The sequence below is a fragment of the Variovorax sp. AC103 genome (genome assembly GCF_979254005.1).
On sequence record NZ_CEEDFC010000038.1, the window covers coordinates 15,161 to 37,322 of the forward strand.

The 22,162-nt window shown below is 68.4% G+C and carries 24 protein-coding genes; 9 read left to right on the forward strand and 15 right to left on the reverse strand.

Annotated features, from left to right (window positions below):
- Positions 1-13 precede the first annotated feature (13 nt).
- The 3 genes from AC0IYU_RS33380 to AC0IYU_RS33390 form a co-directional block, all read right to left on the reverse strand.
- Entirely contained in the window at positions 14-949 is a 936-nt protein-coding gene (locus AC0IYU_RS33380; protein WP_472126265.1) for a M14 family metallopeptidase, read from the reverse strand.
- Positions 950-1,029: 80 nt separating this feature from the next.
- Positions 1,030-2,232, reverse strand: a complete 1,203-nt coding sequence (locus tag AC0IYU_RS33385; protein ID WP_435484367.1) for an ammonium transporter — start codon at positions 2,230-2,232, stop codon at positions 1,030-1,032.
- 150 nt (positions 2,233-2,382) lie between these two features.
- Complete coding sequence (locus AC0IYU_RS33390) at positions 2,383-3,339, reverse strand: LytTR family DNA-binding domain-containing protein (RefSeq protein ID WP_472126268.1); 957 nt, start codon at positions 3,337-3,339, stop codon at positions 2,383-2,385.
- Between the two features lie 156 nt (positions 3,340-3,495).
- Between AC0IYU_RS33390 and AC0IYU_RS33395 the strand changes: the two genes are divergently transcribed.
- Entirely contained in the window at positions 3,496-4,746 is a 1,251-nt protein-coding gene (locus AC0IYU_RS33395; protein ID WP_472126271.1) for an acyltransferase family protein, read from the forward strand.
- On the opposite strand, the gene AC0IYU_RS33400 is transcribed toward AC0IYU_RS33395, so the two are convergent.
- Positions 4,667-5,101: a PaaI family thioesterase gene (locus AC0IYU_RS33400; RefSeq protein WP_472126274.1), complete on the reverse strand. Its 435-nt coding sequence runs from the start codon at positions 5,099-5,101 to the stop codon at positions 4,667-4,669. The genes AC0IYU_RS33395 and AC0IYU_RS33400 overlap by 80 nt on opposite strands.
- Positions 5,102-5,216: 115 nt before the next feature.
- Positions 5,217-6,143, reverse strand: a complete 927-nt coding sequence (locus tag AC0IYU_RS33405) for a LysR family transcriptional regulator (protein ID WP_472126277.1) — start codon at positions 6,141-6,143, stop codon at positions 5,217-5,219.
- A 120-nt stretch (positions 6,144-6,263) separates the two neighbouring features.
- Between AC0IYU_RS33405 and AC0IYU_RS33410 the strand changes: the two genes are divergently transcribed.
- From AC0IYU_RS33410 to AC0IYU_RS33420, 3 genes are all read left to right on the forward strand, one after another.
- Entirely contained in the window at positions 6,264-7,226 is a 963-nt protein-coding gene (locus AC0IYU_RS33410) for an alpha/beta fold hydrolase (RefSeq protein WP_472126280.1), read from the forward strand.
- A 109-nt stretch (positions 7,227-7,335) separates the two neighbouring features.
- Positions 7,336-8,127, forward strand: a complete 792-nt coding sequence (locus tag AC0IYU_RS33415; RefSeq protein WP_472126283.1) for an SDR family NAD(P)-dependent oxidoreductase — start codon at positions 7,336-7,338, stop codon at positions 8,125-8,127.
- A 136-nt stretch (positions 8,128-8,263) separates the two neighbouring features.
- Positions 8,264-9,100 carry a hypothetical protein gene (locus AC0IYU_RS33420; RefSeq protein ID WP_472126286.1) on the forward strand — a complete coding sequence of 279 codons (837 nt, stop codon included), beginning with the start codon at positions 8,264-8,266 and terminating at the stop codon, positions 9,098-9,100.
- Between the two features lie 29 nt (positions 9,101-9,129).
- Here the strand turns inward: AC0IYU_RS33420 and ylqF are convergent, their stop codons facing one another.
- Positions 9,130-10,098 carry a ribosome biogenesis GTPase YlqF gene (gene ylqF / locus AC0IYU_RS33425; RefSeq protein WP_472126290.1) on the reverse strand — a complete coding sequence of 323 codons (969 nt, stop codon included), beginning with the start codon at positions 10,096-10,098 and terminating at the stop codon, positions 9,130-9,132.
- 213 nt (positions 10,099-10,311) lie between these two features.
- Between ylqF and bamE the strand changes: the two genes are divergently transcribed.
- From bamE to AC0IYU_RS33440, 3 genes are all read left to right on the forward strand, one after another.
- Entirely contained in the window at positions 10,312-10,917 is a 606-nt protein-coding gene (gene bamE / locus AC0IYU_RS33430) for an outer membrane protein assembly factor BamE domain-containing protein (RefSeq protein ID WP_472126293.1), read from the forward strand.
- 146 nt (positions 10,918-11,063) lie between these two features.
- On the forward strand, positions 11,064-11,492 hold the full coding sequence (locus AC0IYU_RS33435; RefSeq protein ID WP_435484376.1) for a CBS domain-containing protein: 429 nt from the start codon (positions 11,064-11,066) through the stop codon (positions 11,490-11,492).
- 118 nt (positions 11,493-11,610) lie between these two features.
- Positions 11,611-11,970 (forward strand): HPF/RaiA family ribosome-associated protein, encoded by a 360-nt coding sequence (locus AC0IYU_RS33440; RefSeq protein WP_435436476.1) that lies wholly within the window; start codon positions 11,611-11,613, stop codon positions 11,968-11,970.
- A gap of 79 nt (positions 11,971-12,049) precedes the next feature.
- On the opposite strand, the gene AC0IYU_RS33445 is transcribed toward AC0IYU_RS33440, so the two are convergent.
- From AC0IYU_RS33445 to AC0IYU_RS33460, 4 genes are all read right to left on the reverse strand, one after another.
- Positions 12,050-12,973 (reverse strand): SDR family NAD(P)-dependent oxidoreductase, encoded by a 924-nt coding sequence (locus AC0IYU_RS33445; protein ID WP_472126296.1) that lies wholly within the window; start codon positions 12,971-12,973, stop codon positions 12,050-12,052.
- A gap of 150 nt (positions 12,974-13,123) precedes the next feature.
- Complete coding sequence (locus AC0IYU_RS33450) at positions 13,124-13,504, reverse strand: response regulator (protein ID WP_472126318.1); 381 nt, start codon at positions 13,502-13,504, stop codon at positions 13,124-13,126.
- A gap of 124 nt (positions 13,505-13,628) precedes the next feature.
- The gene (gene gshA, locus AC0IYU_RS33455; RefSeq protein WP_472126298.1) at positions 13,629-15,188 is read right to left on the reverse strand and encodes a glutamate--cysteine ligase; all 1,560 of its coding nucleotides are present in this window, start codon (positions 15,186-15,188) and stop codon (positions 13,629-13,631) included.
- A gap of 217 nt (positions 15,189-15,405) precedes the next feature.
- Positions 15,406-16,068 carry an alpha/beta hydrolase gene (locus tag AC0IYU_RS33460; protein WP_472126301.1) on the reverse strand — a complete coding sequence of 221 codons (663 nt, stop codon included), beginning with the start codon at positions 16,066-16,068 and terminating at the stop codon, positions 15,406-15,408.
- A 155-nt stretch (positions 16,069-16,223) separates the two neighbouring features.
- Between AC0IYU_RS33460 and AC0IYU_RS33465 the strand changes: the two genes are divergently transcribed.
- The gene (locus AC0IYU_RS33465; protein WP_435436471.1) at positions 16,224-16,532 is read left to right on the forward strand and encodes a hypothetical protein; all 309 of its coding nucleotides are present in this window, start codon (positions 16,224-16,226) and stop codon (positions 16,530-16,532) included.
- A gap of 7 nt (positions 16,533-16,539) precedes the next feature.
- On the opposite strand, the gene AC0IYU_RS33470 is transcribed toward AC0IYU_RS33465, so the two are convergent.
- Positions 16,540-17,547, reverse strand: a complete 1,008-nt coding sequence (locus tag AC0IYU_RS33470) for a Bug family tripartite tricarboxylate transporter substrate binding protein (RefSeq protein ID WP_472126305.1) — start codon at positions 17,545-17,547, stop codon at positions 16,540-16,542.
- 167 nt (positions 17,548-17,714) lie between these two features.
- On the opposite strand from AC0IYU_RS33470, the gene AC0IYU_RS33475 reads away from it, so the two are divergent.
- The gene (locus AC0IYU_RS33475; protein ID WP_435436468.1) at positions 17,715-18,191 is read left to right on the forward strand and encodes a Fur family transcriptional regulator; all 477 of its coding nucleotides are present in this window, start codon (positions 17,715-17,717) and stop codon (positions 18,189-18,191) included.
- Between the two features lie 7 nt (positions 18,192-18,198).
- Here AC0IYU_RS33475 and zigA read toward each other — a convergent pair whose 3' ends face one another.
- The 4 genes from zigA to AC0IYU_RS33495 all read right to left on the reverse strand — a co-directional run bounded on the left by zigA (position 18,199) and on the right by AC0IYU_RS33495 (position 22,084).
- Positions 18,199-19,392, reverse strand: a complete 1,194-nt coding sequence (zigA, locus tag AC0IYU_RS33480; protein ID WP_472126308.1) for a zinc metallochaperone GTPase ZigA — start codon at positions 19,390-19,392, stop codon at positions 18,199-18,201.
- 80 nt (positions 19,393-19,472) lie between these two features.
- Positions 19,473-20,186 (reverse strand): DUF899 family protein, encoded by a 714-nt coding sequence (locus AC0IYU_RS33485; protein WP_472126310.1) that lies wholly within the window; start codon positions 20,184-20,186, stop codon positions 19,473-19,475.
- A 148-nt stretch (positions 20,187-20,334) separates the two neighbouring features.
- Positions 20,335-21,240: an SDR family oxidoreductase gene (locus tag AC0IYU_RS33490; RefSeq protein WP_472126312.1), complete on the reverse strand. Its 906-nt coding sequence runs from the start codon at positions 21,238-21,240 to the stop codon at positions 20,335-20,337.
- 49 nt (positions 21,241-21,289) lie between these two features.
- Positions 21,290-22,084: an AraC family transcriptional regulator gene (locus AC0IYU_RS33495; RefSeq protein ID WP_472126315.1), complete on the reverse strand. Its 795-nt coding sequence runs from the start codon at positions 22,082-22,084 to the stop codon at positions 21,290-21,292.
- Positions 22,085-22,162 lie beyond the last annotated feature (78 nt).

Genomic DNA, 22,162 nt, shown 5'->3' on the forward strand with positions numbered 1-22,162 from the left:
CGAGCGGCCGGCCTCACAGCGGCTTGGTGAGGTACACCGCCTCGCGCCCGACGATCGTGCGCTGCGCGGGCATGAAGATCGTGCAGTCGTCGCACAGCGCGCGAATTTCTTCCGCGCCGTTGGTCGCGATCAGCTCGCCCTTGGCGAAGGTCTCGAAGCCGATCAGCGGGCGCACGAAGGCAAAGTCTTCCGACTTGATGACGTAGGTCTGCAGCAGCTCGAAGCGCCGTTGCGGCTCGGGCGCCGGGTTGGCCGGGTTCTGGTCGACCAGACCGAAGTAAGCAAGAAAGTCGCAGGTGACGGCGGTCGCCAGTTCCGACGCCGAGCGCAGGAAGTGCTGGCCGCACTCGACCACCATCGCCACGCCCTTGCCGTCCGGGCCGCCGTGGCTGCCGTACTGGATCAGCGGCGTGCCCGAGCCCAGGCCGTCCGGCATCACGAGGTGCACCGACGGGCGGCCGATGGCCAGCGCGACCTTGGCGTTGCGCTCGAAGGCCGGGTACACCCAGAACGGCACCACCGGCTGGCTGGTCGAGTGGATGTCCAGGATGTGGTCGGCCGCGTCCACCACCGGGCGCAGGATGCGCGCGCGGCGCAGCTCGGGGCTGTCTTCCGTGCCGTCGAGCCACTCGGGCGACCAGATGCGGTTGAGGTTGTGCACGATCTGGCGGCTGTCGTAGGGCGACTCTTCCTTGAACGACTCGTAGGCGTCGATGTTGGCGAAGGCCACCGTGAGCGTGCCGATCTTGGGGCGCACGTTGTTGTCGAGCAGGTGCGTGGCGGCCGTCATGCCGCAGATCTCGTTGCCGTGCGTGAGCGCGTTGATCAGCACGTGCGGGCCGGGCTTGCCGGACTCGAAGCGGTGCACGTAGTCGATGCCGACGTTGCCCTTGCGGTAGGCGGAGAGATCGCGGGGGAGGACTTCGAGGGCGGGGGGAGATTGGGTCATGAGGCTGTGGGGAGTGGACGAAGCAGCAGGCAAGTTTGCTACAGATAGCCGTTTCGCGCCTCGCACGCCGCCAGGGCCCATTACCAGTTCACCTCCCGCTCCGGCGTCGCCGAAATGTGGTGTATCGACAGGTCCGCCCCGTCGAATTCCTCTTCCTGCGTGAGCCGCAGCCCCACCGCCTTTTTCAGCGCGCCATACACCGCCCAGCCCGCCAGTCCCGCCCACGCCACCCCCATCACCGTGCCGATGAGCTGCGCCCACAGGTTCACCCCGCCGATGCCGCCCAGCGCCTGCGTGCCGAAGATGCCCGCCGCAATGCCGCCCCAGGTGCCGCACAGGCCGTGCAGCGGCCACACGCCGAGCACGTCGTCGATCTTCCATTTGTTCTGCACCAGCGTGAACATGCTGACGAAGATGGCGCCGGCCACGCCGCCCACCACCAGCGCGCCCAGCGGGTGCATCAGGTCGGAGCCCGCGCACACGGCCACCAGACCCGCGAGCGGGCCGTTGTAGACGAAGCCCGGGTCGTTCTTGCCCATGGCCAGGGCCACCAGCGTGCCGCCGACCATCGCCATCAGCGAGTTGACGGCCACCAGCCCCGAGATCTTGTCGATGCTCTGCGCGCTCATCACGTTGAAGCCGAACCAGCCCACGCACAGCACCCACGCGCCCAGCGCCAGGAACGGAATGTTCGACGGCGGATGCGCGCTGAGCGAGCCGTCGCCGCGGTAGCGGTTGCGGCGCGCGCCCAGCAGCAGCACGGCCGGCAGCGCGAGCCAGCCGCCCACGGCGTGCACGACCACGGAACCGGCGAAGTCATGGAACTCGTGCCCCGTGAGCGAGGCGATCCAGCCCTGGATGCCGAAGTGCCGGTTCCAGGCGATGCCCTCGTACAACGGATAGACGAAGCCGACGATCACGGCCGTGGCGATGAGCTGCGGCCAGAACTTGGCGCGCTCGGCAATGCCGCCCGAGATGATGGCCGGGATGGCCGCCGCGAAGGTGAGCAGGAAGAAGAACTTCACCAGCTCGTAGCCGCTTCTTGCCGCCAGTTCGGTGGCACTCACGAAGAAATGCGTGCCGTAGGCCACGCCATAGCCCACCAGGAAGTACACGATGGTCGACACCGAGAAGTCGACCAGGATCTTCACCAGCGCATTGACCTGGTTCTTCTTGCGCACGGTGCCCAGTTCGAGAAAGGCAAAACCGGCGTGCATGGCCAACACCATGATGGCGCCGAGAAGAATGAACAGCGCGTCAGCGCCCTGTTTGAGTGCATCCATGGGAGCTTCTTGCAGTTTTTGGTTTGAATTGGTGCGCCGCACCCGAATCACTCGGAGCGGCGGCCAAAGCAAGCAAAAATGGTGCCTGAAGGCTCTTTGATGGTGCGATATGAACCAAACAAGGGCCTTCCGGGCCCTTCGCGCACCGGATCAGCTCGCGCCGGCGCGCAGCGCGTCGCGGTAGCGGCGGCTGCAGGGCACGGTGGTGCCGTCGTGCATGTGCAGCCGGGCGTCGCCGCCGTCCAGCGGCTCGATTTCCTTGATGCGGCCCAGGTTGATCGCATGGCTGCGGTGCACGCGCGCGAAGGTGGCGGGGTCGAGCTGGGCCAGGAAGTCGGTGAGCGTGGCGCGCAGCAGGTAGTCGTGGCCGTTCACATGCAGGCCGACGTAGTTGCCTTCGGCCTGCAGCCAGTCGATGTCGGTGGCGGCAATGAGGAATTCGCGGCGCAGCTTGCGCACCAGGAAGCGCTCGGGCCGGGCGGGCGGCGGCGGCGATGGCGATGTCGCGGGCGCATCCGGCACGGAGGGCTCGGCTCCGTCCGGTTCCGACTGCACCTGATGCGGTGCCGGCACACTGGACGCGCCCTCCTCCGGCGCATCGAGCACCCGCGCCTCCCCCTGCAGCCGCAGCAGGAACAGCCGGTACGCCCAGATGCCGAAGACGATGCTGGCGTACGCGCGCACGTCCTTCAGATACTCGTAGCCCCACTGCGCGGCCCAGCCGGCAAAGTCGTAGTGCGCGCCGGCCAGGGCGTAGACCAGCGCCCTCAGCCCGAACATGCCCGCCACGTGGGCCAGGCTGAACGCCACGCTGGCCGCCCCATGCAACACCAGAAAGCGCGCCAGATGGCCGCGCACCAGCGGCGACAGCCGGCGCTCGATGAAGACCAGCGCAGGCACCAGCAGCAACAGCATCAGGTGGCTGGACACCTCCCAGGCGATGACCTCCCAGTTGGCGGCCGGCACGGCGCGGGTGCGCATGTCGACGATGGCCACCATCGTGCCGAACACGGCCTGCAACCCCATGAGCACGATCCAGAACGCCACCTCCACGGGACGGCGGATCGGCTCGTAGCGTTCGTACAGGTTCTTGCGTGGGTCGCCCATGGGCTGGAATTCTCGCGAAAAGGGGTCCAGGGGCGGCCGGGTTTCGTCCCTCCGGGCCACCGCTCGTCACAAAGCGGGGGCGGTCCGTCCCACAGGCGCGCCGCGCGGCGTCCATGGGCCGGAGCATCGCGGCTTCTTTGCTTCGAGGAGCCTGCGATGAGCACCACCACCACCCCGGACGCCCGCCGTCACGACATCGACGCCCTGCGCGCCATGGCCTTCCTGTTCGTCATCCTGTATCACGTGGGCATGTACTACGTGGCCGGCTGGCACTGGCACCTGAAGAGCCCGCATGCCGCCGAATGGCTGCAATGGCCGATGGTGGCGCTCAACCTCTGGCGCATGGACCTGGTGTTCCTGGTCTCGGGCGTCTCGCTCGGCTTCCTGAGCCGGGGCCAGGGCACCTGGGCGCTGCTGCGCAGCCGGGGCGTGCGGCTGATGCTGCCGCTGGCCTTCGGCATGGCGGTGATCGTGCCGTACCAGGCCTATGCACAGGGCGTGGCCAACGGGCTGGTGGCGCCGGGCTTCGGCGCCTTTCTGCTGCGCTACCTGCCGATGACCGCGCCCTGGCCCAGGCAGGCCTTCGACGGCGCGGAATTCGGCATCACATGGAACCACCTCTGGTACCTGCCCTACCTGTTCGCGTACACGGCGCTGGTCGCGCTGACGCTGCCGCTGTGGCGTTGCGCCGCCGGGCAGTGGCTGCGCCGCGCGTTCAACGGGCTGCGCGGCTGGAGGCTGCTGTTGCTGCCGGTGGTGCCGTTGCTTGTCTTCACGATGCTGCTGGCCGCGCGCTTTCCGGGCACCCACAACTTCGTGCGCGACTTTCATTTGCACAGCATCTACTTCACGCTGTTTCTCTACGGCTACTGGATGGGCGTGGACACAGGCCTGGACACGGGGATATGGAAGGAGCTGGAGCGTCTGCGCCGCGTATCGCTGGCGCTGGCCGTGGCGGTGATCGCCGTGTTCATCGCATTGCGCGCCGGCGCGAAGGGTCCGGTGACGGGCCCGGTGGCCGACCTGCTGCGCGTGCTCTACCTGTGGCTGATGGTCGCCACCATCTTGGGCCACGCCCACCGCCACCTGAACCGGCCGTGGCCGTGGCTGCGTTGGGCCAACGAGTCGGTGTACCCGTGGTACGTGCTGCACCAGACGCTGATCGTCGTCGGCATCACCGTGCTGGCACCGCTCGCACTCGGCCCGGTCGTCGAGCCCGCCCTGCTGGTGGCCTCGACGCTTGCAGGTTGCTGGCTGCTGACCGACGGGCTGATCCGCCGCGTCGGCTTCCTGCGGCCGCTGTTCGGGCTGAAGCGCGCGAAGAAGCCTAGGCAGCCGGCTTCGCCGCAGCCACTTTCGGATCGTCCACCGGAACCAGGATGGCGTTCCCCGTCGCCACGAGCTTGAGCGCATCGCCTTCGCCCTGCGCATAGAGCTCGGCGGTCGCGAACACCTGCTTGCGCCCCGCCTTCACCACCCGCCCGCGCGCCACGAACGCGCGGCCCACGGCGGGCGAGATGCAGTTCACCGAGAAATGAGACGCCAGCACGCGCCCCGCCACGGTGGCGGCCGCGAAGCCGCTCACGGTGTCGAGCAACGCGCCGATCAGCCCCGCGTGCAGGAAGCCGGCGTACTGGCCCATGTCTTCCTCGCGAAAGTTCATGCGCAACTCGGCTTCCCCGTTGGCGGCGCTGACGGCCTCGAAGCCCGCCCAGCGGTTGAAGGCGGCGGTCTTGTTGATGGCCTGGATGGTGTCGAGCATGGCGGTGTGTCCTGGGGTTGACGGCAATGCAGTCCACTCTAGGAAGCACCGCCGGCATCCGCCGTCGCGCGCGCGACGAGACACGCGCACGCGGTTACCTTGGCGACACAGAGACTCATCTGTCCACCGCTGCCACCTCGCCTTCCACCAGTGGCGAGTCTTGAAACGCATCGACCAGAAAGTCGACCATCACCCGCACCTTCGCGCTGAGGTGCCGACGGCTTGCATAGATCGCCAGGATGTCGACGGGCGGCATGTGATAGCCGGGCATGACCTCGACCAATCGACCGGCCCGCACATCCTTGCCGATCACGAAGCTCGGTTGCCAGATGACGCCGGCACCGGCGAGCGCCGCGGCGCGGGCGGTCTCGCCATTGTTGGCGCGCAGGGCCCAGCGCACGCGCACCGATTCCAGCGTTCCGCCGGGGCCGGCGAACTGCCACTCGTCGGAGGTTGCACCGTAGGTGTAGCCGAGGCACGGATGCCGGGCAAGGTCTGCCGGGACCTCGGGCATGCCATGGGCCGCAAGGTATCCGGGCGAGGCGCAGACCATGTTGGGCGAGCGGCCCAGGCGGCGTGCGATGTGGTTGCCCGAGGTGGTGCGCGAGATGCGGATGGCCAGGTCGTAGCCCTCTTCGACGATGTCGACCACGCGGTCGATGAGCGCAATGTCGAGCTCGACGTCGGGGTACTTCGCCATGAACTTCGGCCACAGGGGCGTCAGCACCAGGCTGCCGAAACTCAGGGGCGCGTTGATGCGCAGGCGCCCTCGCGGCTGCAGCGACGCGGTGGTCGCCAGGGCCTCGGTCTCCGCGACTTCTTCAAGGATCGACTTCGCCCGGTCGAAGAGCGCTTCGCCGCCTTCGGTGAGCGACAGGCGGCGCGATGTGCGGTTGATGAGCCGCGTGCGCAAGTGGGCCTCCAGCTCGTTGACGTAGCGCGTCACGTTGGCCGGGGAGGTGTCCAGCGCGTCGGCCGCCTTGGTGAAACTGCCCCGCGCCACCACGGTGACGAACACCTCGTAAGCACGCAATCGGTCCATGAGCGCCTCGTCCAATCATTCATGAAAGCTGAATGAGTAAACCACTTTTGGGCTCTTTCTGGAAGTGAAGCTGAATCATAAATTCACGTCACTCCACAACCGACAGAAAGGAAGTTCCGCATGACCCCCACCAATTCGACCCCCGCCGCCCCGGCGCCCACCCGCCGTACGCTGCTTGCCGGCGCGGTCGCCGTCGGCGCCGCCCTGACCCTGGGCCGCGCCGCACACGCGGCACCCGCCGCCGACGCGGTGCCGGGCTTCCGCTCGGGCAGCGCGGAGGTGAACGGCACGCGCATCCACTACCGCATCGGCGGCAGCGGGCCGACCGTCGTGCTGCTGCACGGCTACGCTGAGACCGGGCACATGTGGAACCCGCTGATGCCGCTGCTCGCCAGGACGCACACCGTGGTCGTGCCCGACCTTCGGGGGGCGGGCGATTCCTCCAAGCCCGAGACGGGCTATGGCAAGAAGAACATGGCCGTCGACATCCACGAGCTGGTGCGCTCGCTCGGCATTCGCAGCGTGAGCATCGTCGGCCACGACATCGGCCTGATGGTGGCCTACGCGTATGCCGCGCAGTTTCCTTCGGAGACCGACAAGGTGGTGCTCATGGACGCCTTCCTGCCCGGCATCGGCGCATGGCAGAACGTCTGGCTCCTGCGCGACCTGTGGCATTTCCATTTCCACGGTGCAACGCCGCTGGCGCTTGTGAAGGGGCGCGAGCGCATCTACTTCGAGCACTTCTGGAATGACTTCGCGGCCGACCCCAGGCACTCGGTGCCCGAAGCCGACCGCCAGTTCTACGCCAGGGCCTACGCGCAACCCGGCGGCATGCGTGCGGGGTTTGAATATTTCAAGGCTTTCGAGCAGGATGCGGCCGAGTTCGCCGAACTGGGCAAGACGCCGCTGCCCATGCCGATGCTGGTGCTCTCCGGCGAGAAGGCCGGCGGAACCTTCCTGATCGAACAGGCGAGGATGGTCGCGACCCAGGTGCAGGGCGTGATCGTCAAAGGCTCCGGACACTGGCTGATGGAAGAGGCGCCAGAGCAGGTCATTCCGGCATTGGTCAACTTCCTGGGCTAGCGGCAAAGCCGCCTCGGCAGGGGCACGACAGAAACCTCGCCGCCCTGCGTGCGGCACGAACAGCAGAACTCGACGAACACGACCGTCAATTCAACCAAGGAGAACCTAAATGGACCTGCAACTCGATGGAAAGCTCGCCCTGGTGAGCGGAAGCACCGCCGGCATCGGCTACGCAATTGCGCACACGCTGGCCCAGGAAGGCGCAAGCGTGATCGTGAACGGCAGATCGCAGGCGGCGGTCGACGAGGCGGTGGACCGCATCCGCTCGGAAACGAAAGGCACGGTGCTCGGCCATGCCGGCGACCTCAGCCGGGCGGACGCCGCCGAGGAGCTCGTGCGCCGCCACGCCGGCATCGGCATCCTGGTCAACAACCTGGGCATCTTCGAGGCCAAGGCCTTCGAAGATATTCCCGATGAAGACTGGCAGCGCTTCTTCGACGTCAACGTGCTGAGCGGCGTTCGCCTTGCACGCCTGGTGCTGCGGCAGATGAAGCGGGCGAACTGGGGCCGGATCATCTTCATCTCGAGCGAAAGCGCGGTGCAGATCCCGACCGAGATGATTCACTACGGCATGACGAAGACCGCGCAACTCGCGGTGTCGCGCGGGCTGGCGGAATCGGTCGCCGGGACGAACATCACCGTCAACAGCGTGCTGCCGGGTCCGACGAAATCGCGCGGCGTCGGCGACTTCGTGGAAGGCATGGCACGCTCGAGCGACAAGAGCTTCGAGCAGGTCGAGGCAGAGTTCTTCGAGCACGTTCGCCCGACCTCGCTGATCAAGCGCTTCGCTTCGCCGCAGGAGGTGGCCTCGCTCGTGGCCTACGTGGCAAGTCCGCTCGCGTCGGCGACCACGGGCGCGGCCCTTCGCGTCGACGGCGGCGTCGTCAAGAGCGCCTTCTGACGAAGGCGCAACAGGAGAAGTGGACGGCCGCAAAGGCTGCGCGCCGCGCATGCGCCTTCCTCAGTTGCACGTCAGGCCCGCGTGGCATCCTCGGGCGCCCGAACGCTCAGTCTGCATTTGCATGGGAGAAGACAACGTGAGATGGATCCACCGGCGAGGCGCGCTGGCCCTTTCGGCCGCCTGCGCCGCCTCTGCCCTGCTGGCCGCGTCGGGCTGCGGGCAGCACAGCGCGACCGCGGCTTCCGCGCCGGAGCCCGCCGCGCCGCCCGCCCCCGGCAGCATCGCCATCACGCAGGAGGACATCGACTGGTTCCGCCGCAGCAAGGCCGAATGGATCAACTGCGAATCGGGTGCGCCGGCCATCGTTCCGCCCGACCTGACGCTCGCGCAGTTCGGCGAGGCGCTCGACGGCGGCGATGCGCGGGTCCTGCCCGCGTTCGACCGCTTCGTGCGCGTGACCTCGGCGCTGTTCCTGTACTCGAGCTTCGCGCCCGGGCACTACGGCTTCCTGCCGCCTTTCGAGCAGCGTGCCGCCTTCGACGTGACGGCCGAGCACATCCGCCTGCTGCAGCACGCGAACTGGCGCACCTTCATGATCGACTGCAAGCGCCCGTACGGCGACTTCACGCACTACCAGATCGACATGGCCGACATCCTCGGCCTGCCTGTGGCCAAGGACGCCATGGGCCGTGCGCAGATCGGCAAGGACGCAGAGCAACGCATGGATGCCCTGCACGAGGACATGCTCTACGCCCTGCAGGCCTACATCCGCTTTGCGCGCCTGAGCCCCGGGCGCTACGTGGTGCCCGAGCGCGGCCTGTCGCAGACGGTGGGCCGGCCGCTGTGCCGGCCGGTGTCGGCCACGCGCATTGCGCTGTACCAGCGTGCGCTGGCCGCCGCCGGGCCCCACCCCGATTCACGCCGGACCGCGGCGCTCAACGAGGCCGCCGGGGCGCTGTTCGCGCTGGACTGAGCAAGCCGGGGCCGGCGGGCCCTGCGGGTTCAGGCCGGGTCGGCGGCCTCTGGCGCGGGCTCGCCGCCGCCCTTGCGCTTCTTGCTGCGCGCGGCCTTCTTCGCCGCGCGCTCGGCATCGGCAAGCTGCCCCGCGGCGAGCCACTGCGCGAACTCTTCGGGCGTCTCGAGCGTCACGCGGCCGAAGTTGCCGGCACGGAACTCGTGCATCACGATCTCCGCCGCCTTCTGCAGGTTGACCTTGCCCTTGCCCAGCAGCGCGCCGCGCTTGCGGCCGATGGTGTCGAGCAGGTCTTCGTCCTTCATGCCGGCCATGGTCTCGGCGTCGAGCTCCACCAGCTTGAAACGCGCGGCCACGCCGGCGGCGTAGTGGGCCTTGAGATAGCTGAGCAGCTCGAGCGCCACCTCTTCCTCGTCGAAGGCATTGCGCCCGATCGCGCCGCTGGCGGCCAGGTTGTAGCCGCTCTTGGGCACGACGATGCGCGGCCACAGCATGCCGGGCGTGTCCCACAGGTAGAAGTCGTCGGCCAGCGTGATGCGCTGCTCGAGCTTGGTGATGCCGGCCTCGTCGCCGGTCTTGGCCTTGCGCCCGCCGATGAGCGTGTTGATGAGGGTGGACTTGCCCACGTTCGGAATGCCGCAGATCAGCACGCGCATCGGCTTGGCCATGCCGCCGCGGTTGGGCGACAGTTCATGGCAGGCTTTCACCAGCTGCTGCGCGGGCGCGGTCTGGCTCGCGTCCAGCCCGATGGCGCGGGTGGCTGGCAGCGCGTTGTAGTGCGCCAGCCAGTGCGCGGTGCGCACAGGGTCGGCCAGGTCCTGCTTGTTGAGCACCTTGACGCTGGGCCGGCCGGCCGTGAGTTCGGCCAGCATCGGGTTGGCACTGGAGCCGGGCAGTCGCGCGTCGAGCAACTCGATGACCACGTCGATGTCCTTCACCCGCTCGGTGATGGCCTTCTGGGTCGAATACATGTGACCGGGGAACCACTGGATCGCCATCGGTGGGCTTCTTTCTCTTGGCGCTGTCGCTGTCTGGAATGGGGGGCCTCTACGGGGCCGGGTGCGCATTGTGGCCCCGGAACCTGAACGTAACCTTGTTGCTACGTTTTCGATAGCTGCAGGCAGGCATTCTGCCTTCGCCCGCGACAGCTTCGATCCTAGAATCCGCGCGCTGCCCGCGCAGCCATTCCAACAAGCATCCGAGGGAAACCCATGTCCAAGCGCCTTGCCGCTGCCGCCCTGCTGGCAGCCACCACCTTGCTCGCCCCCGCGGCCCATGCACAGCGACCCGCCCCGCCGGCCGGCCCGCTGATCAGCGGCTACCTGTGCTGCAACATGCGCACCTACGGCGATTCGATCAGCGACATCAACTACGACGAACAGGGCACGCGCATCGTGGCGGTGGGCACCCCCGCGCGCATCACGGCCTACGACTTCCGCTGGTTCAGCCTGGAGCTGGGCGGCAAGCCGCAGCGCATCAAGAACGACTACAGCCGCAACATCGCCCTGCCCGCCTTCGCGCAGCGCTACGTGGTCACCGAAGACCCGAGGCAGAAGATGGCGGCTTTCCCGCCGGCCGTGCGCGACGCCATCCTCGCCGTGAAGCTGCGGCCCGGCATGACGCGCGAACAGGTGCTGATGGCCATCGGCTACCCCGTGGCCAGCGAGAACCCGAGCCTGGACGCGCCGGTATGGCGCTACTGGCGCGACAGCTGGTCGGAGTTCCAGGTGAGCTTCGACGACCAGGGCCTGGTGAAGACGGTGGTGGGCGACCCGGTCACGCTCAGCCGCATGCTTGCGGCACCGGCGCAGCCATAAGTTCTCGCGCATTGCCTGCGGGCGCGCACGCAGGCAATCCCCTAGAGGTTTTTGCATCGCGGCGACGGGTATCACCCCTATCATTTGACCGAGTGCGGCGCCCGAGCGTCGGTCGAATCGACAACCCTTTGATGGAGTGACCCGCGATGAAACCCGTCTCCGAACTGCTCAAGCGCCATGATTCCGCAGCATGGCGCACCTCCCCCGACACCAGCGTGTTCGACGCGCTGTCCACCCTGGCGCACTTCGAGGTGGGCGCCCTGATGGTGATGGACGGCGAGAAGCTGGTGGGCTTTCTTTCCGAGCGCGACTACACCCGCAAGGTGGCGCTGCAGGGCAAGAACTCCAAGGAAGTGAAGGTGCGCGACATCATGACGCCCGACGTGATGACCGTGACGCCGCAGACCCGCACGCGCGCCTGCATGGCGCTCATGAGCCAGCGCAAGTTCCGCCACCTGCCGGTGGTCGACGGCGACAAGGTGGTCGGCATGATCTCCATCCAGGACCTGATGGACGACATCATCGCGGACCAGGAAACGACCATCGAGCAGTTGACCACGTACATCCAGAGCTGAGCAAATCCGCCGCATTGCGGACCCTGCCCGGCGCGTGGGTAGGGAATAGACCTACGCGCACCCGGGTGCCGCAGGGCGCACAGTGGGGCTTCGTTCATCCATCCAGCAGGGACATTGCATGCAGATTCAGGTCAACACGAGCAACGGTATCGAGAACAAGGACACGCTGGAACGCTGGGCCGACACAGAGCTCAAGCAGCACCTGAGCCGCTTCGCCGAAGACGTGACGCGCGTCGAGGTGCATCTGAGCGACGAGAACCACGACAAGGCCGGCGCGGCAGACAAGTGCTGCGTGATGGAGGCGCGCCTGGCGCATCACAAACCGCTCGCTGTGACCCAACATGCCGCCAGCCTCGACGAGGCCTTCCGCGGCGCGGCCGACAAGCTCAAGCGTCTGCTCGACAGCACGCTGGGCCGCCTGAACAACCACCGCGACCGCGAGTCGATCCGCACGGACCCGAGCTTCATCGCGGAATAAGCCCCTCTCCTCGGTCCTCCCCGGTCCTCGCCGGTCCTAGCACCGGGGAGGCCCAAGGCCCATCCGCCGGTCTGGCGGCTCAGCCCCGCTTGGCGTTCGCCATCGCCTTGCCGACCTCGTTGGTGCCCTGCGCCGCACCGCTCTGCGGCACCACCTCACCTTCGCGAGAGGTCACCTCGGCCAGCCGCGCGGCCAACTGTTCGGGCGCGTCGGAGCCGATGCCCACCCAGGCGCCCTGCGTCATCGTGATGTGCGCGGCCTCGAAAGTGCCGGCGCCCGCGCACAGGATGGTGCGGTTGGGCGCGTCCTGCGCGGCAAGCACCAGCATCGCGGGCACCACGGCTTCGGGCTTGAGCGCGTCCAGCACCTCCTGCGGCATCAGGCCTTCGGTCATGCGGGTGGCGGCGGTCGGCGCCAGGCAATTCACGCGAATGTCGTTCTTCGCGCCTTCGATGCTCAGCGTCTGCATCAGCCCCACCAGCGCAAGCTTGGCCGCGCCGTAGTTGCTCTGGCCGAAGTTGCCGTACAGGCCCGACGACGACGTGGTCATCACGATGCGGCCGTACTTCTGCTCGTTCATGAGCGCCCAGACGGCCTTGGTGCAGTTCACGGCGCCCATCAGGTGCACGTCGACCACCAGCTTGAAGTCGTCCAGCTCCATCTTGGCGAAGCTCTTGTCACGCAGGATGCCTGCGTTGTTGACGAGGATGTCCACGCGGCCCCAGGCGTCGACCGCCTGCTTGACCATGGCCTGCACCGCTTCGAAATCGGTGACGGAAGCGCCATTGGCGATGGCCTCGCCGCCCGCCGCCTTGATCTCGTCGACCACCGCCTGCGCGGCGCTCACCGAGCCACCGGAGCCGTCGCGCGCACCGCCCAGGTCGTTGACCACCACCTTGGCGCCGCGCGCGGCCAGGGCCAGCGCATGCTGGCGGCCCAGGCCGCCGCCCGCGCCGGTCACGATGGCCACGCGGCCCTTGAAGTCGATGTTGTTGCTGCTCATGTCTCTGTGTCGCTTTCCTGGGGAGTTGCCGTTGTTTCGTCGCCGCCTGGGGCGGCAGCGTGGCGTTTTAACCCAGAAAAGCACCCGCGCGCAGTCCCCCGCACAGAAGACAAGTCACACCGGCGTCAGGCCTGTGCGGTCATTCGCCGGTCAATGGCGGGCCGAGCGCAGCTGCTCGAAATACGCCACCAGCTGGTCGAGTTCGGCCGACTTGTCGAAGAAGGCATCCGCGCCCAACTGTTGCGAGCGCGCCCGCATGTCGGCGGTGGCGTAGTTGCTCAGCACGACCACCTTCTGGTGCGGCGCGCGGTTGCGGCAGGCGCGGATCACGCCCAGGCCGTTGCCGCGCTGGAGGAACAGGTCGACGATGGTGAGGTCCCAGTCGTCTGCATGAAGCCGCAACCAGCTGACGGCTTCTTCCTCCGTGCTGGCCGACGCCACGACATGCGCGTCTGCCACGTCTTCGAGAAAGCCCACCAGGTTCTCCCTGATTACCGGACTGTCTTCGACGAGGTAGGCCTTGAATGTCATGGGAGCCATCGTCGCTGCGCAACGGATGTGCGCGGTGGGCGATGCGGGCCAATGCCTGTAGGCCATCCGCCACCGCCCCTGTCGTCATGCGAAGGGGCGCGAGGCGAAAGGAAGGACGAAAGTGCTAGGCGGCGAGCGCCACGCGGCCGCGCGCCATGCCCAGGCGCGCGGGCGAGACGTACTGCTCGCGGTAGATTTCGAAGGGCATCGTGTCTGCCGCCTCGATGCGCTTCTGCGCCTGGATCGACTCGGCGGTCATCTGCTCGAACTCGGCTTGCAGCGCCGCCGGGAACGGCAGGTCGAGCAGTTGCGTGCGGGTCTGCTCGGACTGGGCGCGCACGAAGCCCACGAAGGAATTGCCGTGCGCGTTCTCGATGGCCGCGAGCACGCGCGCCGAGGGCAGGCTGTCGGGGTTGCGCAGCGCGGCCCGGGCGGCATGCACCGCGTCGGCGTGCAGCGTGCCGCCGCCCTGCGCCGCGTCCAGCGCCACCGCAATGGGCAGGCACTGTTCGACCAGCTCCGCGCCCCAGTCGGCCAGCGCCACTTCTCGCCCGTCGCGCTGCAACTGCAGGCCCGGTTCGCGGCCGCGCGCGGCCGTGAGGTGCTGGTTGTGCGCGAGCTCGGCAATCTCCTGCGGGGTGTCGTCGGCGCTGTCGCTCAGCAGGCAGTGCAGCAGGAACACGTCGATGAAGCGCATGGTCTGCGCATTGATGCCAACGGTCTCGAAGGGGTCGAGGTCCATCAGGCGCACTTCGACGTACTCCACGCCGCGTTCGCGCAGCGCGTGCAGCGGCCGCTCGCCAGGGTGGATCACGCGCTTGGGGCGGATGGTGCCGTAGAACTCGTTCTCGATCTGCAGCAGGCTGGTGGCCAGCTGGTTGTAGTCGCCGCCCAGGTTGCGGATGCCGATGGCCTCGTAGGCCGGCCAGGGTCGCGTGAGCGCGTCCTGCAGCGAGGCGCCGTAGCCGTCCAGGCTGTTGTAGCTCACGGCCAGCGAGGCCTGCGCGTCGCTCTGGTAGCCCAGCCGCCCCATGCGCAGCGAGGTGCCGTGCGGCATGAACATGCTGCCGTCGCCCAGCGGCTGCAGCTCGTGCGGGCGGCCCGCCACGAAGCTCGAACACAGCGCCGGCGAGGCGCCGAACAGGTACAGCAGCAGGAAGGCGTGGCGGCGGAAATTGCGGATCAGCGCGAAGTACTGTTCGCTCGACACGTCGGGCAGCGACCAGTTGTAGTGAATGCCCGAGATGGTCTGCATGCGGCGGCCATAGCGGTGGCTCAGGCCCATGCGGTAGACGCTCTTGGCGCGGCCCACGTTCGAGGAGCCGTAGCGCCCGATGGGAATGGTCTCGTCGGTCGGCAGGCCGCAGGGCATGCTGGAGACCCACAAACGCTCGTCGCCCAGCGTGTCGAGCACGCGGTAGGTGAACTGGTGCACCCGGGTGAGTTCTTGCAGGGCCCCGTCGACGTTGGCGTGAACGCCGGTGATGAGCTCGAGCTGCGATTCGCTGAAGTCGGTCGTGATATGCGGATGCGTGAGCGCGGAGCCCAGGGCCTCGGGGTGCGGCGTGAGCGCGAGCTTGCCGTCGGGGAGCGCGCGCAGGCTTTCCTTCTCGATGCCGCGGCGCATGCCCTGGAGGCGTGCGGCTGAAAGTGCACCCAACCTCTCCTGCAATCTGTTGCTCATATTGTTATGACCCATCAATCTTCTGAGGGGCTGGAAGGTAGCACGGGCGCGCGGGCGTTGCTTGCGCAGGGAATCCCGGTCTTTGCCAGCCTGTCAAGCGCTATGTTTTTGATAGCTACAAACATCAGAAAAACGCCCGTTGGCGACTCGTACGGCTTGTGAATTACCGGCCATGGCGCGGCGGGCCGGCACGTCGCGTTGCGGCGCCCTGCCGGACTCAGCCGAGCACGCGCAGCAGGAAGCGGTTGAGGTCGGCAATTTCCTCCATGCACACCGAATGCGCCATGGTGTATTCGTGCCATTCCACCGTGTGGCCCAGCGCGGCCAGCGCATCGCGCGAGCGCAACGCAGCGGCAACGGGCACCACCGGGTCTTGCCGGCCATGGGCAAGGAACACGGGCGTCTCGTGGTTGGCCGCGTGGCGCTCGGCGGCCGTGGTGGCGGCAATGGGCAGGTAACCCGAGAGGCCGACGATGCCGGCCAGGCGCTCGGTGTGGCGCAGGCCGGTCATGAGGGCCATGGCGCAGCCTTGAGAAAAGCCGGCCACCACGATGCGCTCGGCGGCGATGCCGCGGGCTTTCTCGCCGGCGATGAGCGCCTCGATGGCGGCCTGCGAACGGCGCAGGCCGGCCTCGTCTTCCTGGCTCGACAGGTCGGGCGCGGCAATGTCGTACCAGGCGGGCATCTGGTAGCCGCCGTTGATGGTCACCGGAATGACCGGCGCGTTCGGGAACACGAAGCGCACCGGGCCCACGCCCGACAGGTCGAGCTCGTTGACCAGGGACACGAAGTCGTTGCCGTCGGCGCCCAGGCCGTGCATGACGATCACCGTGGCGGTGGGAAGGGGGGCGGTTTCGATCTCGATGGGGGGACGGGACATGATCAGGCGAAGGTGTTCAAAAAGCGGATGGCAGCACCTTAGCGCATCCGGGGTGTGCCAGAGCGCAACCGGGGGCATGGAAACGGCGGGTTGGCTGACTTGCACGCCGTGCCGCCGCGCTCAACATCGTGGGCAAAGACACCAAGGAAATCCACGTGAGCCAATCCCCCCCCATGGTCGAGACCAAGCTGGCCGGCGTCGTGCTCGTGTGCGGCGAGTGCGAAGAACGAAAGGACGGCCCCACCAAACTCACAGCCCGCCAGGTGCGCAAGGAACTCAAGCACGGCCTGTCGCACATGCCGGTGCGCCTGCGCGTGGTGCAGTGCAGCTGCCTGGGCCTGTGCCCGAAGAAGGCGATGGCGCTGGCGGCCGTGGCGCAGGGCCACGCCCCGCTGGCCGCCGAGGTGTGCCGCGACGGCGACGTGGAGGCCTTTGCCAAGGTGCTGGCCAAATCCCTGAAATGACGCCGCGTTACTCGGCCTTGATGCCGACCGCCTTCACGATCTGCGCATAGCGCTCGTACTCGGCCGACACGAGCGTCTGGAACTGGCGCTGCGGATACCCCGTGGCCTCGATGCCTTGCGCCGCGAGCTCGGCGCGCAGGGCCGGCGCCTGCACGATGCGCCCCGCATCGGCCGCGATGGCATCGATCACGGGCTGCGGCGTGCGCGCCGGCGCGAACAGGCCGAACCAGGTGCCGGAGCGGTAGCCCTTGTAGGTGTCGCCCACGGTGGGCACCTCGGGCAACAGCGCATGACGCTTCTCGCCGCTGGTGCCCAGCGCCACCAGCCGGCCGCTGCGGATGTGCGGCAATGCGGGGCCCACGGCGATGAACATCACGTCGACCTGCCCGCCGATCACGTCCTGCATGCCCAGCGGACCGCCGCGGTACGGGATGTGGGTGACATAGATGCCCGCCTTCTGCTTGAGCAGCTCCATGCTGAGCTGCTGCGGGCTGCCGTTGCCGGCCGAGGCGTAGTTGATGCGCCCGGGGTGCGCCTTGGCCGCGCGCACGAAGTCGGCCACGGTGCGAAAACCGGTCTTCGGGTTGGCGACCAGCACGAAGTCGATCTGCCCGAGTGACACCACCGGCACCAGGTCGCGCCGCGCGTCGTACGGCAGGCCGGGCTGGATGTTGGGGAGGATGGTGATCGGGCCGTCCGCGCCCACCAGGAGCGAATAGCCGTCGGGCTGCGCCTTGGCCAGTCCGTCGGCCGCCAGGATGCCGGCCGCGCCGGCGCGGTTGTCGACCACCACGGGCTGCTTCCATTGCTCCGACAGGCGCTGCCCCAGCAGGCGCGCGAGCACGTCGGGCGAGCTGCCGGGCGTGTTCGCCACCGTGAGGTGCACGGGCTTGGACGGATAGGCCGGCGCGGGCGCGGTCTGGGCCTGCGCGGCAAAACCGAGCACGGCCAGCGACACGCCGGCCCACAGCGCCAGGACCGGTTTCAGCAGCTTCAGGGGGGAACGGGCGCGCATGGAGAACTTTCGGCTGCAGGAGACAAAGCGCGCGATTCTGTCGCGCCGCGGCCCGCAAGCGAACGACCCATTCGTCAGATGCTTAGGTGCTTTCGGGCATATGCAGGGCGCGCCCGCGTCCCCGCGCGGGACGCGGGGACCCCGGATGCAACACAATGGCGTTTCGCATGAAGACCTCCACCCCGCACCCGAAGCCCCCCCTGGCCGCCGCCCCGTTCGACAGCGAAACGCTGCTGCGCGACAGCGGCCTGCGCGTGACGCGCGCCGCGCAGACGGTGCTCGAACTGCTCGAACACAGCTCGCAGCCGTTGACCCACGAGGACGTGGCCTCGGCCTACACCACCGCCACCGGCGAGGCGCCCGACCGCGTGACCGTCTACCGCGTGCTCGACCGGCTGGTCGAGGCCGGCCTGTGCGACCGCCGCGTGGGTGCCGACCGGGTCAACCGTTTCTCGCGCCACGTGGACGCCGCGTCGGGCAACACCTTCGAATGCAACCACTGCCACAAGGTGCTGGCGCTGCCGTCGGACCCGGAACTGCCCAAGGTGATGGGGCGGCTCGGCAAGGCCCTGCGCAAGCAGGGCATCGACACCCGGCACACGGCGCTCACGCTGCACGGCACCTGCGGCGAGTGTTCCCGCTAGCGCCTGTTCACACGTTCCAGGAAGGGAACGGGTCCGGAAAGTTCTGCCACCACGAGGCGCCGAAGCGCATCTCGTTCTCCGTCAGCAGGCAGGCGTCGAGCCGCGCACGCAGCGCGGCCTCGTCCATGCCGATGCCGATCAGCACCAGCTCCTGCCGCGCGTCGCCCGTGGCCGGGTCCCAGTTCTTCTGGATGAGTTCGAGCGCATCGGCATCGGTCGGCCAGTGCTCGCGCGGCACCGCCGCCCACCAGAAGCCCGCCGCGCCGTAGCGGCAGGCGCCGCCGGCCTGCGACCACGTGCCCGCGCGCGTGGCGCGGCTCGCGAGCCAGAAGAAGCCCTTGGAGCGCACCACGCCCTCCCATTCGCTTTGCACCAGCTTCCAGAAGCGCATCGGGTGGAACGGCAGCCGCGAGCGGTACACGAAGCTGCGGATGCCGTAGGCCTCGCTCTCGGGCACATGCTCGCCGCGCAGCTCGGCCAGCCAGCCCGGCGCCTGCTCGGCCTGCTCGAAGTCGAACAGGCCGGTGTCGAGCACGCGGTCGAGCGCCACGCGGCCGAATTCCGCGAGCTCGATGCGCGCACGCGGGTTCAGGCTGCGCAGGATGGCCATCAGCTGCTCGCGCTCCCCGGGCGTGACGAGGTCGGTCTTGTTCACCACCAGCACGTCGCAGAACTCGATCTGCTCGATCAGCAGGTCGACCACCGTGCGCGTGTCCTCGTCGCCCAGCGACTGGCCGCGCTGGCCCAGGCTGTCGGCCGAACCGTAGTCGCGCAGGAAGTTGAAGGCGTCGACCACCGTCACCATGGTGTCCAGCCGCGCCACGTCGGCCAGGCTCTTGCCGTCTTCGCCGGCGAAGGTGAAGGTCTCGGCCACGGGCAGCGGCTCGGAGATGCCGGTGGACTCGATCACCAGCTGGTCGAAGCGCCCCTCCTTCGCCAGGCGCCTCACCTCCAGCAGCAGGTCTTCGCGCAGCGTGCAGCAGATGCAGCCGTTGCTCATCTCGACCAGCTTCTCCTCGGTGCGCGAGAGCCTGGCGCCGCCGTCGCGCACGAGCGCGGCGTCGATGTTGACCTCGCTCATGTCGTTGACGATGACCGCCACGCGGCGGCCCTCGCGGTTGTGGAGGATGTGGTTCAGCAGCGTGGTCTTGCCCGCGCCGAGAAAGCCGGAGAGCACGGTGACGGGGAGGCGATCGGCCATGGGAACAGGCTCCATATATGCAACAGGATTGCATTATAGGAAGCATACGCAACACGGTTGCGTTTAAAACAGGCGGCGTCTCAGTAGCTCAGCTTGGGGTACCAGTCCGAGCCCCGGCCCTCGGGCGTCATGTCGAGCAGGTTCCAGATCGGCATCGGGTCGGGCGCGCCGCGCGGGTCCTGTCCCGGGTCGGCCGTGCCCGGGCCCATTTCAGCGGCCCAGAAATGCCGGATGGTGTCTCCGTCGCGCCGGAACACGTTGAAGGCAGGAAGGTCGCCGCTGTCGGGCGTCTCCCCGGCGTAGTCGGCGTTGAAGCTGTTGCCCTGCGACGAGTAGAGCGGCAGGTAGCGCCAGCCGCGCTCATTGGCAAAGGCGGTCATCCGCTCGACCGGCGACGTGGCGATCACCGCGAACGCCACGCGCTGCAGAAGGTCGGGCATTTCGCCGTCGAACGCGCTCAGCAACGACGTGCACATGGGGCACGGCCGCTCGCGCTTCGGGCCGAACATCCAGTTGTAGGTGATGAGGGTGCCATGCCTGCCGAAGAGGCCGGACATCGGCACCGGCCCGTCGACGCCCTGGAACATATAGTCTTCCGGCACGACCCCGCCGGGCGGCAGCGCACGGCGCATCTCGGCGACGCGCTCGATGCGCCGGCGCAGGTCGATTTCCTCGGCCAGCAGTTCCATGCGCGCCTTTCGGTAGGCCACGCTTTCGTTGGGAAACCGGACGGGGTTGGACCGGGCGAGCTGGCTGGCGGACGCCGGTGCGGCAATTTCGGCTGGAGCAGGCATGGCGGGTCACCTCCTGGTGTGAAGGTTCGGGTTGCGGATTGCTTTGAACCTGCGCACATGGTGATCCCGCGCGCGCCCGCGGCGGTACGCGATTTACCCCAGTCGAGGGCGAATTTGTCCTACCCGCCGAAGCCAGCGATGCCGCCGGCTACATCTCGAACGCGGCCACCTGCCTTCCGTCGGTGTCGGTGAACCCATAGGCCAGCGCCAGGTCGGCCACGCGCAGCACTTCCCCGCTCTTGTCCATCACCTTCGCGTCGCCCGCCAGCGCCGCCACGGCGCGCCCCAGGTAGCGCGGCGACTCGGTGCGCGCCAGCTCGGGCCGCTCCTGCCAGTGCGCCTCGTCGGTGCCGTGGCCGGCCAGCACGAACTCGGTGCGCATCCAGCCTGGCGACACGGCGACCGAGGCCACGCCGTGGGGCCTGAAGTCCTGCGCCATGCCGAAGGCCAGCCGCGTCATCGAGGCCTTCGCGAGGTCGTAGAACAGGTTGCCGCGCAGGTAGCGGTCGCGGTCCCAGAAGGTGGTGGTCACCACGAGCCCCTTCTTCTGCCGCACCAGCAGGGGCGCGGCGCAGCGGCTGGCGAGCAGGTGGTTGCGCACGCCGCGCTCGAACATGGCGTCCCAGTGCGCGAGCGGGTGCTCCCAGAACGGCGCGTCGAACACGCCGTCGAAGCTCTCGTGGCCGCCCCAGGCGTTGTTCACCAGCAGGTCGAGCCGGCCGGCCTCGCGCGCCACGCGGGCGAACAGCGCCGCCACGTCTTCTTCGTTCGTGTGGTCGCATGCCACCGCGATGCCGCGCCCGCCCTGGCGCGTGACCTCGTCGGCGGTGTCGTCGATGCTCCCCGGCACCGACGCCATGCCGGACAGGGCCAGCAGCTGGGCGTAGGTGCGGGCGGGCCGATCGCGCGTGCTGCGGCCGGTGACGTACACCGTGGCGCCCGCCGCGCCCAGCTCCAGCGCAATGCCGCGCCCCGCACCCCGGCTTGCGCCCGTGACCACGGCCACGCAGTCTTTCAACGGACGGTGGGCGTTCTCTTCGTGAATCCGGTTCATGGCTCTTTCGATCTGCGTTGGCTTGAGAGCGGCCGAAGATAGAGCGCCCTCAGCCCGCCGTCTTGGAAGAACCCGCAATCGCCCGGCCGAGAAACTCGGTCGGCGTGACGCCGCACAGGGCGCGGAACTCGTTGACCAGGTGCGACTGGTCGTAGAAACCACCGTCGAGCGCCAGTTCGGCCCAGCCCGGCGAAGGTTGCGCGCGCAGCGCGCGCAGGCAGCCGTGCATGCGCGCCAGCCTGCGCCACGCGCGCGGCGCGAGGCCGACGTGGGCATGGAACAGTTGCTGCAGGCGCCGCTCGCCAACGCCCACGGCGGCAGCCACGTCGCGCAGCGGCTCGCGTCCGCCGGCGGCGGCGATGCGGCGGGCCGCATGCATGGCGACGGCATGGCCGGTGCCGCCCGCTCTTCCGGTGGACTCGCCGCCATGGAGGCGACGCAGCAGGGCCGTGTGCAGCAAAGCCATGCGTTCCGCATCGCCGGGCGCATCGGCCATGCGCGCCAGCAGCAGCGCGCCTTCGCCGCGCCACAACGCATCGAGGTGCACGGCACTTGCGCCGATCTCGCCGGCCGGCACCCCGAGCAGCGCCGCCGCGGCGCCGGGGTGCAAGGTGACCGACAGCCCGTCGACCTGGCCGCGCATGCGCACCACGACCGGCGCCGCCGAAGCGCCGATGGCCTGCACCGCCTGCCCCTGGCCGCCGTCGGCGGACGGCGCATCGCCGAAATTGAAGACCAGCCGCACCGCGCCGTCGGGCACCACGCGCTCGCGCACCTCGCAGCCTTCGGCGAAGCTCTCGCGGTACCGCAGGATGTGGGAGACATGGCCGCGCAGCGCGGCCATGTCTGTCTCTTATACACATCTGACGCTGCCGACGAAGCGCCACACGTGTAGATCTCGGTGGTCGCCGTATCATTAAAA

Coding starts and splice junctions, on each gene's coding strand:
- AC0IYU_RS33380 (WP_472126265.1), bottom strand. CDS start 949: ATGACCCAATCTCCCCCCGCCCTCGAAGTCCTCCCCCGCGATCTCTCC.
- AC0IYU_RS33385 (WP_435484367.1), bottom strand. CDS start 2,232: ATGGATGCACTCAAACAGGGCGCTGACGCGCTGTTCATTCTTCTCGGC.
- AC0IYU_RS33390 (WP_472126268.1), bottom strand. CDS start 3,339: ATGGGCGACCCACGCAAGAACCTGTACGAACGCTACGAGCCGATCCGC.
- AC0IYU_RS33395 (WP_472126271.1), top strand. CDS start 3,496: ATGAGCACCACCACCACCCCGGACGCCCGCCGTCACGACATCGACGCC.
- AC0IYU_RS33400 (WP_472126274.1), bottom strand. CDS start 5,101: ATGCTCGACACCATCCAGGCCATCAACAAGACCGCCGCCTTCAACCGC.
- AC0IYU_RS33405 (WP_472126277.1), bottom strand. CDS start 6,143: ATGGACCGATTGCGTGCTTACGAGGTGTTCGTCACCGTGGTGGCGCGG.
- AC0IYU_RS33410 (WP_472126280.1), top strand. CDS start 6,264: ATGACCCCCACCAATTCGACCCCCGCCGCCCCGGCGCCCACCCGCCGT.
- AC0IYU_RS33415 (WP_472126283.1), top strand. CDS start 7,336: ATGGACCTGCAACTCGATGGAAAGCTCGCCCTGGTGAGCGGAAGCACC.
- ylqF (WP_472126290.1), bottom strand. CDS start 10,098: ATGGCGATCCAGTGGTTCCCCGGTCACATGTATTCGACCCAGAAGGCC.
- bamE (WP_472126293.1), top strand. CDS start 10,312: ATGTCCAAGCGCCTTGCCGCTGCCGCCCTGCTGGCAGCCACCACCTTG.
- AC0IYU_RS33435 (WP_435484376.1), top strand. CDS start 11,064: ATGAAACCCGTCTCCGAACTGCTCAAGCGCCATGATTCCGCAGCATGG.
- AC0IYU_RS33440 (WP_435436476.1), top strand. CDS start 11,611: ATGCAGATTCAGGTCAACACGAGCAACGGTATCGAGAACAAGGACACG.
- AC0IYU_RS33445 (WP_472126296.1), bottom strand. CDS start 12,973: ATGAGCAGCAACAACATCGACTTCAAGGGCCGCGTGGCCATCGTGACC.
- AC0IYU_RS33450 (WP_472126318.1), bottom strand. CDS start 13,504: ATGACATTCAAGGCCTACCTCGTCGAAGACAGTCCGGTAATCAGGGAG.
- gshA (WP_472126298.1), bottom strand. CDS start 15,188: ATGAGCAACAGATTGCAGGAGAGGTTGGGTGCACTTTCAGCCGCACGC.
- AC0IYU_RS33460 (WP_472126301.1), bottom strand. CDS start 16,068: ATGTCCCGTCCCCCCATCGAGATCGAAACCGCCCCCCTTCCCACCGCC.
- AC0IYU_RS33470 (WP_472126305.1), bottom strand. CDS start 17,547: ATGCGCGCCCGTTCCCCCCTGAAGCTGCTGAAACCGGTCCTGGCGCTG.
- AC0IYU_RS33475 (WP_435436468.1), top strand. CDS start 17,715: ATGAAGACCTCCACCCCGCACCCGAAGCCCCCCCTGGCCGCCGCCCCG.
- zigA (WP_472126308.1), bottom strand. CDS start 19,392: ATGGCCGATCGCCTCCCCGTCACCGTGCTCTCCGGCTTTCTCGGCGCG.
- AC0IYU_RS33485 (WP_472126310.1), bottom strand. CDS start 20,186: ATGCCTGCTCCAGCCGAAATTGCCGCACCGGCGTCCGCCAGCCAGCTC.
- AC0IYU_RS33490 (WP_472126312.1), bottom strand. CDS start 21,240: ATGAACCGGATTCACGAAGAGAACGCCCACCGTCCGTTGAAAGACTGC.
- AC0IYU_RS33495 (WP_472126315.1), bottom strand. CDS start 22,084: ATGGCCGCGCTGCGCGGCCATGTCTCCCACATCCTGCGGTACCGCGAG.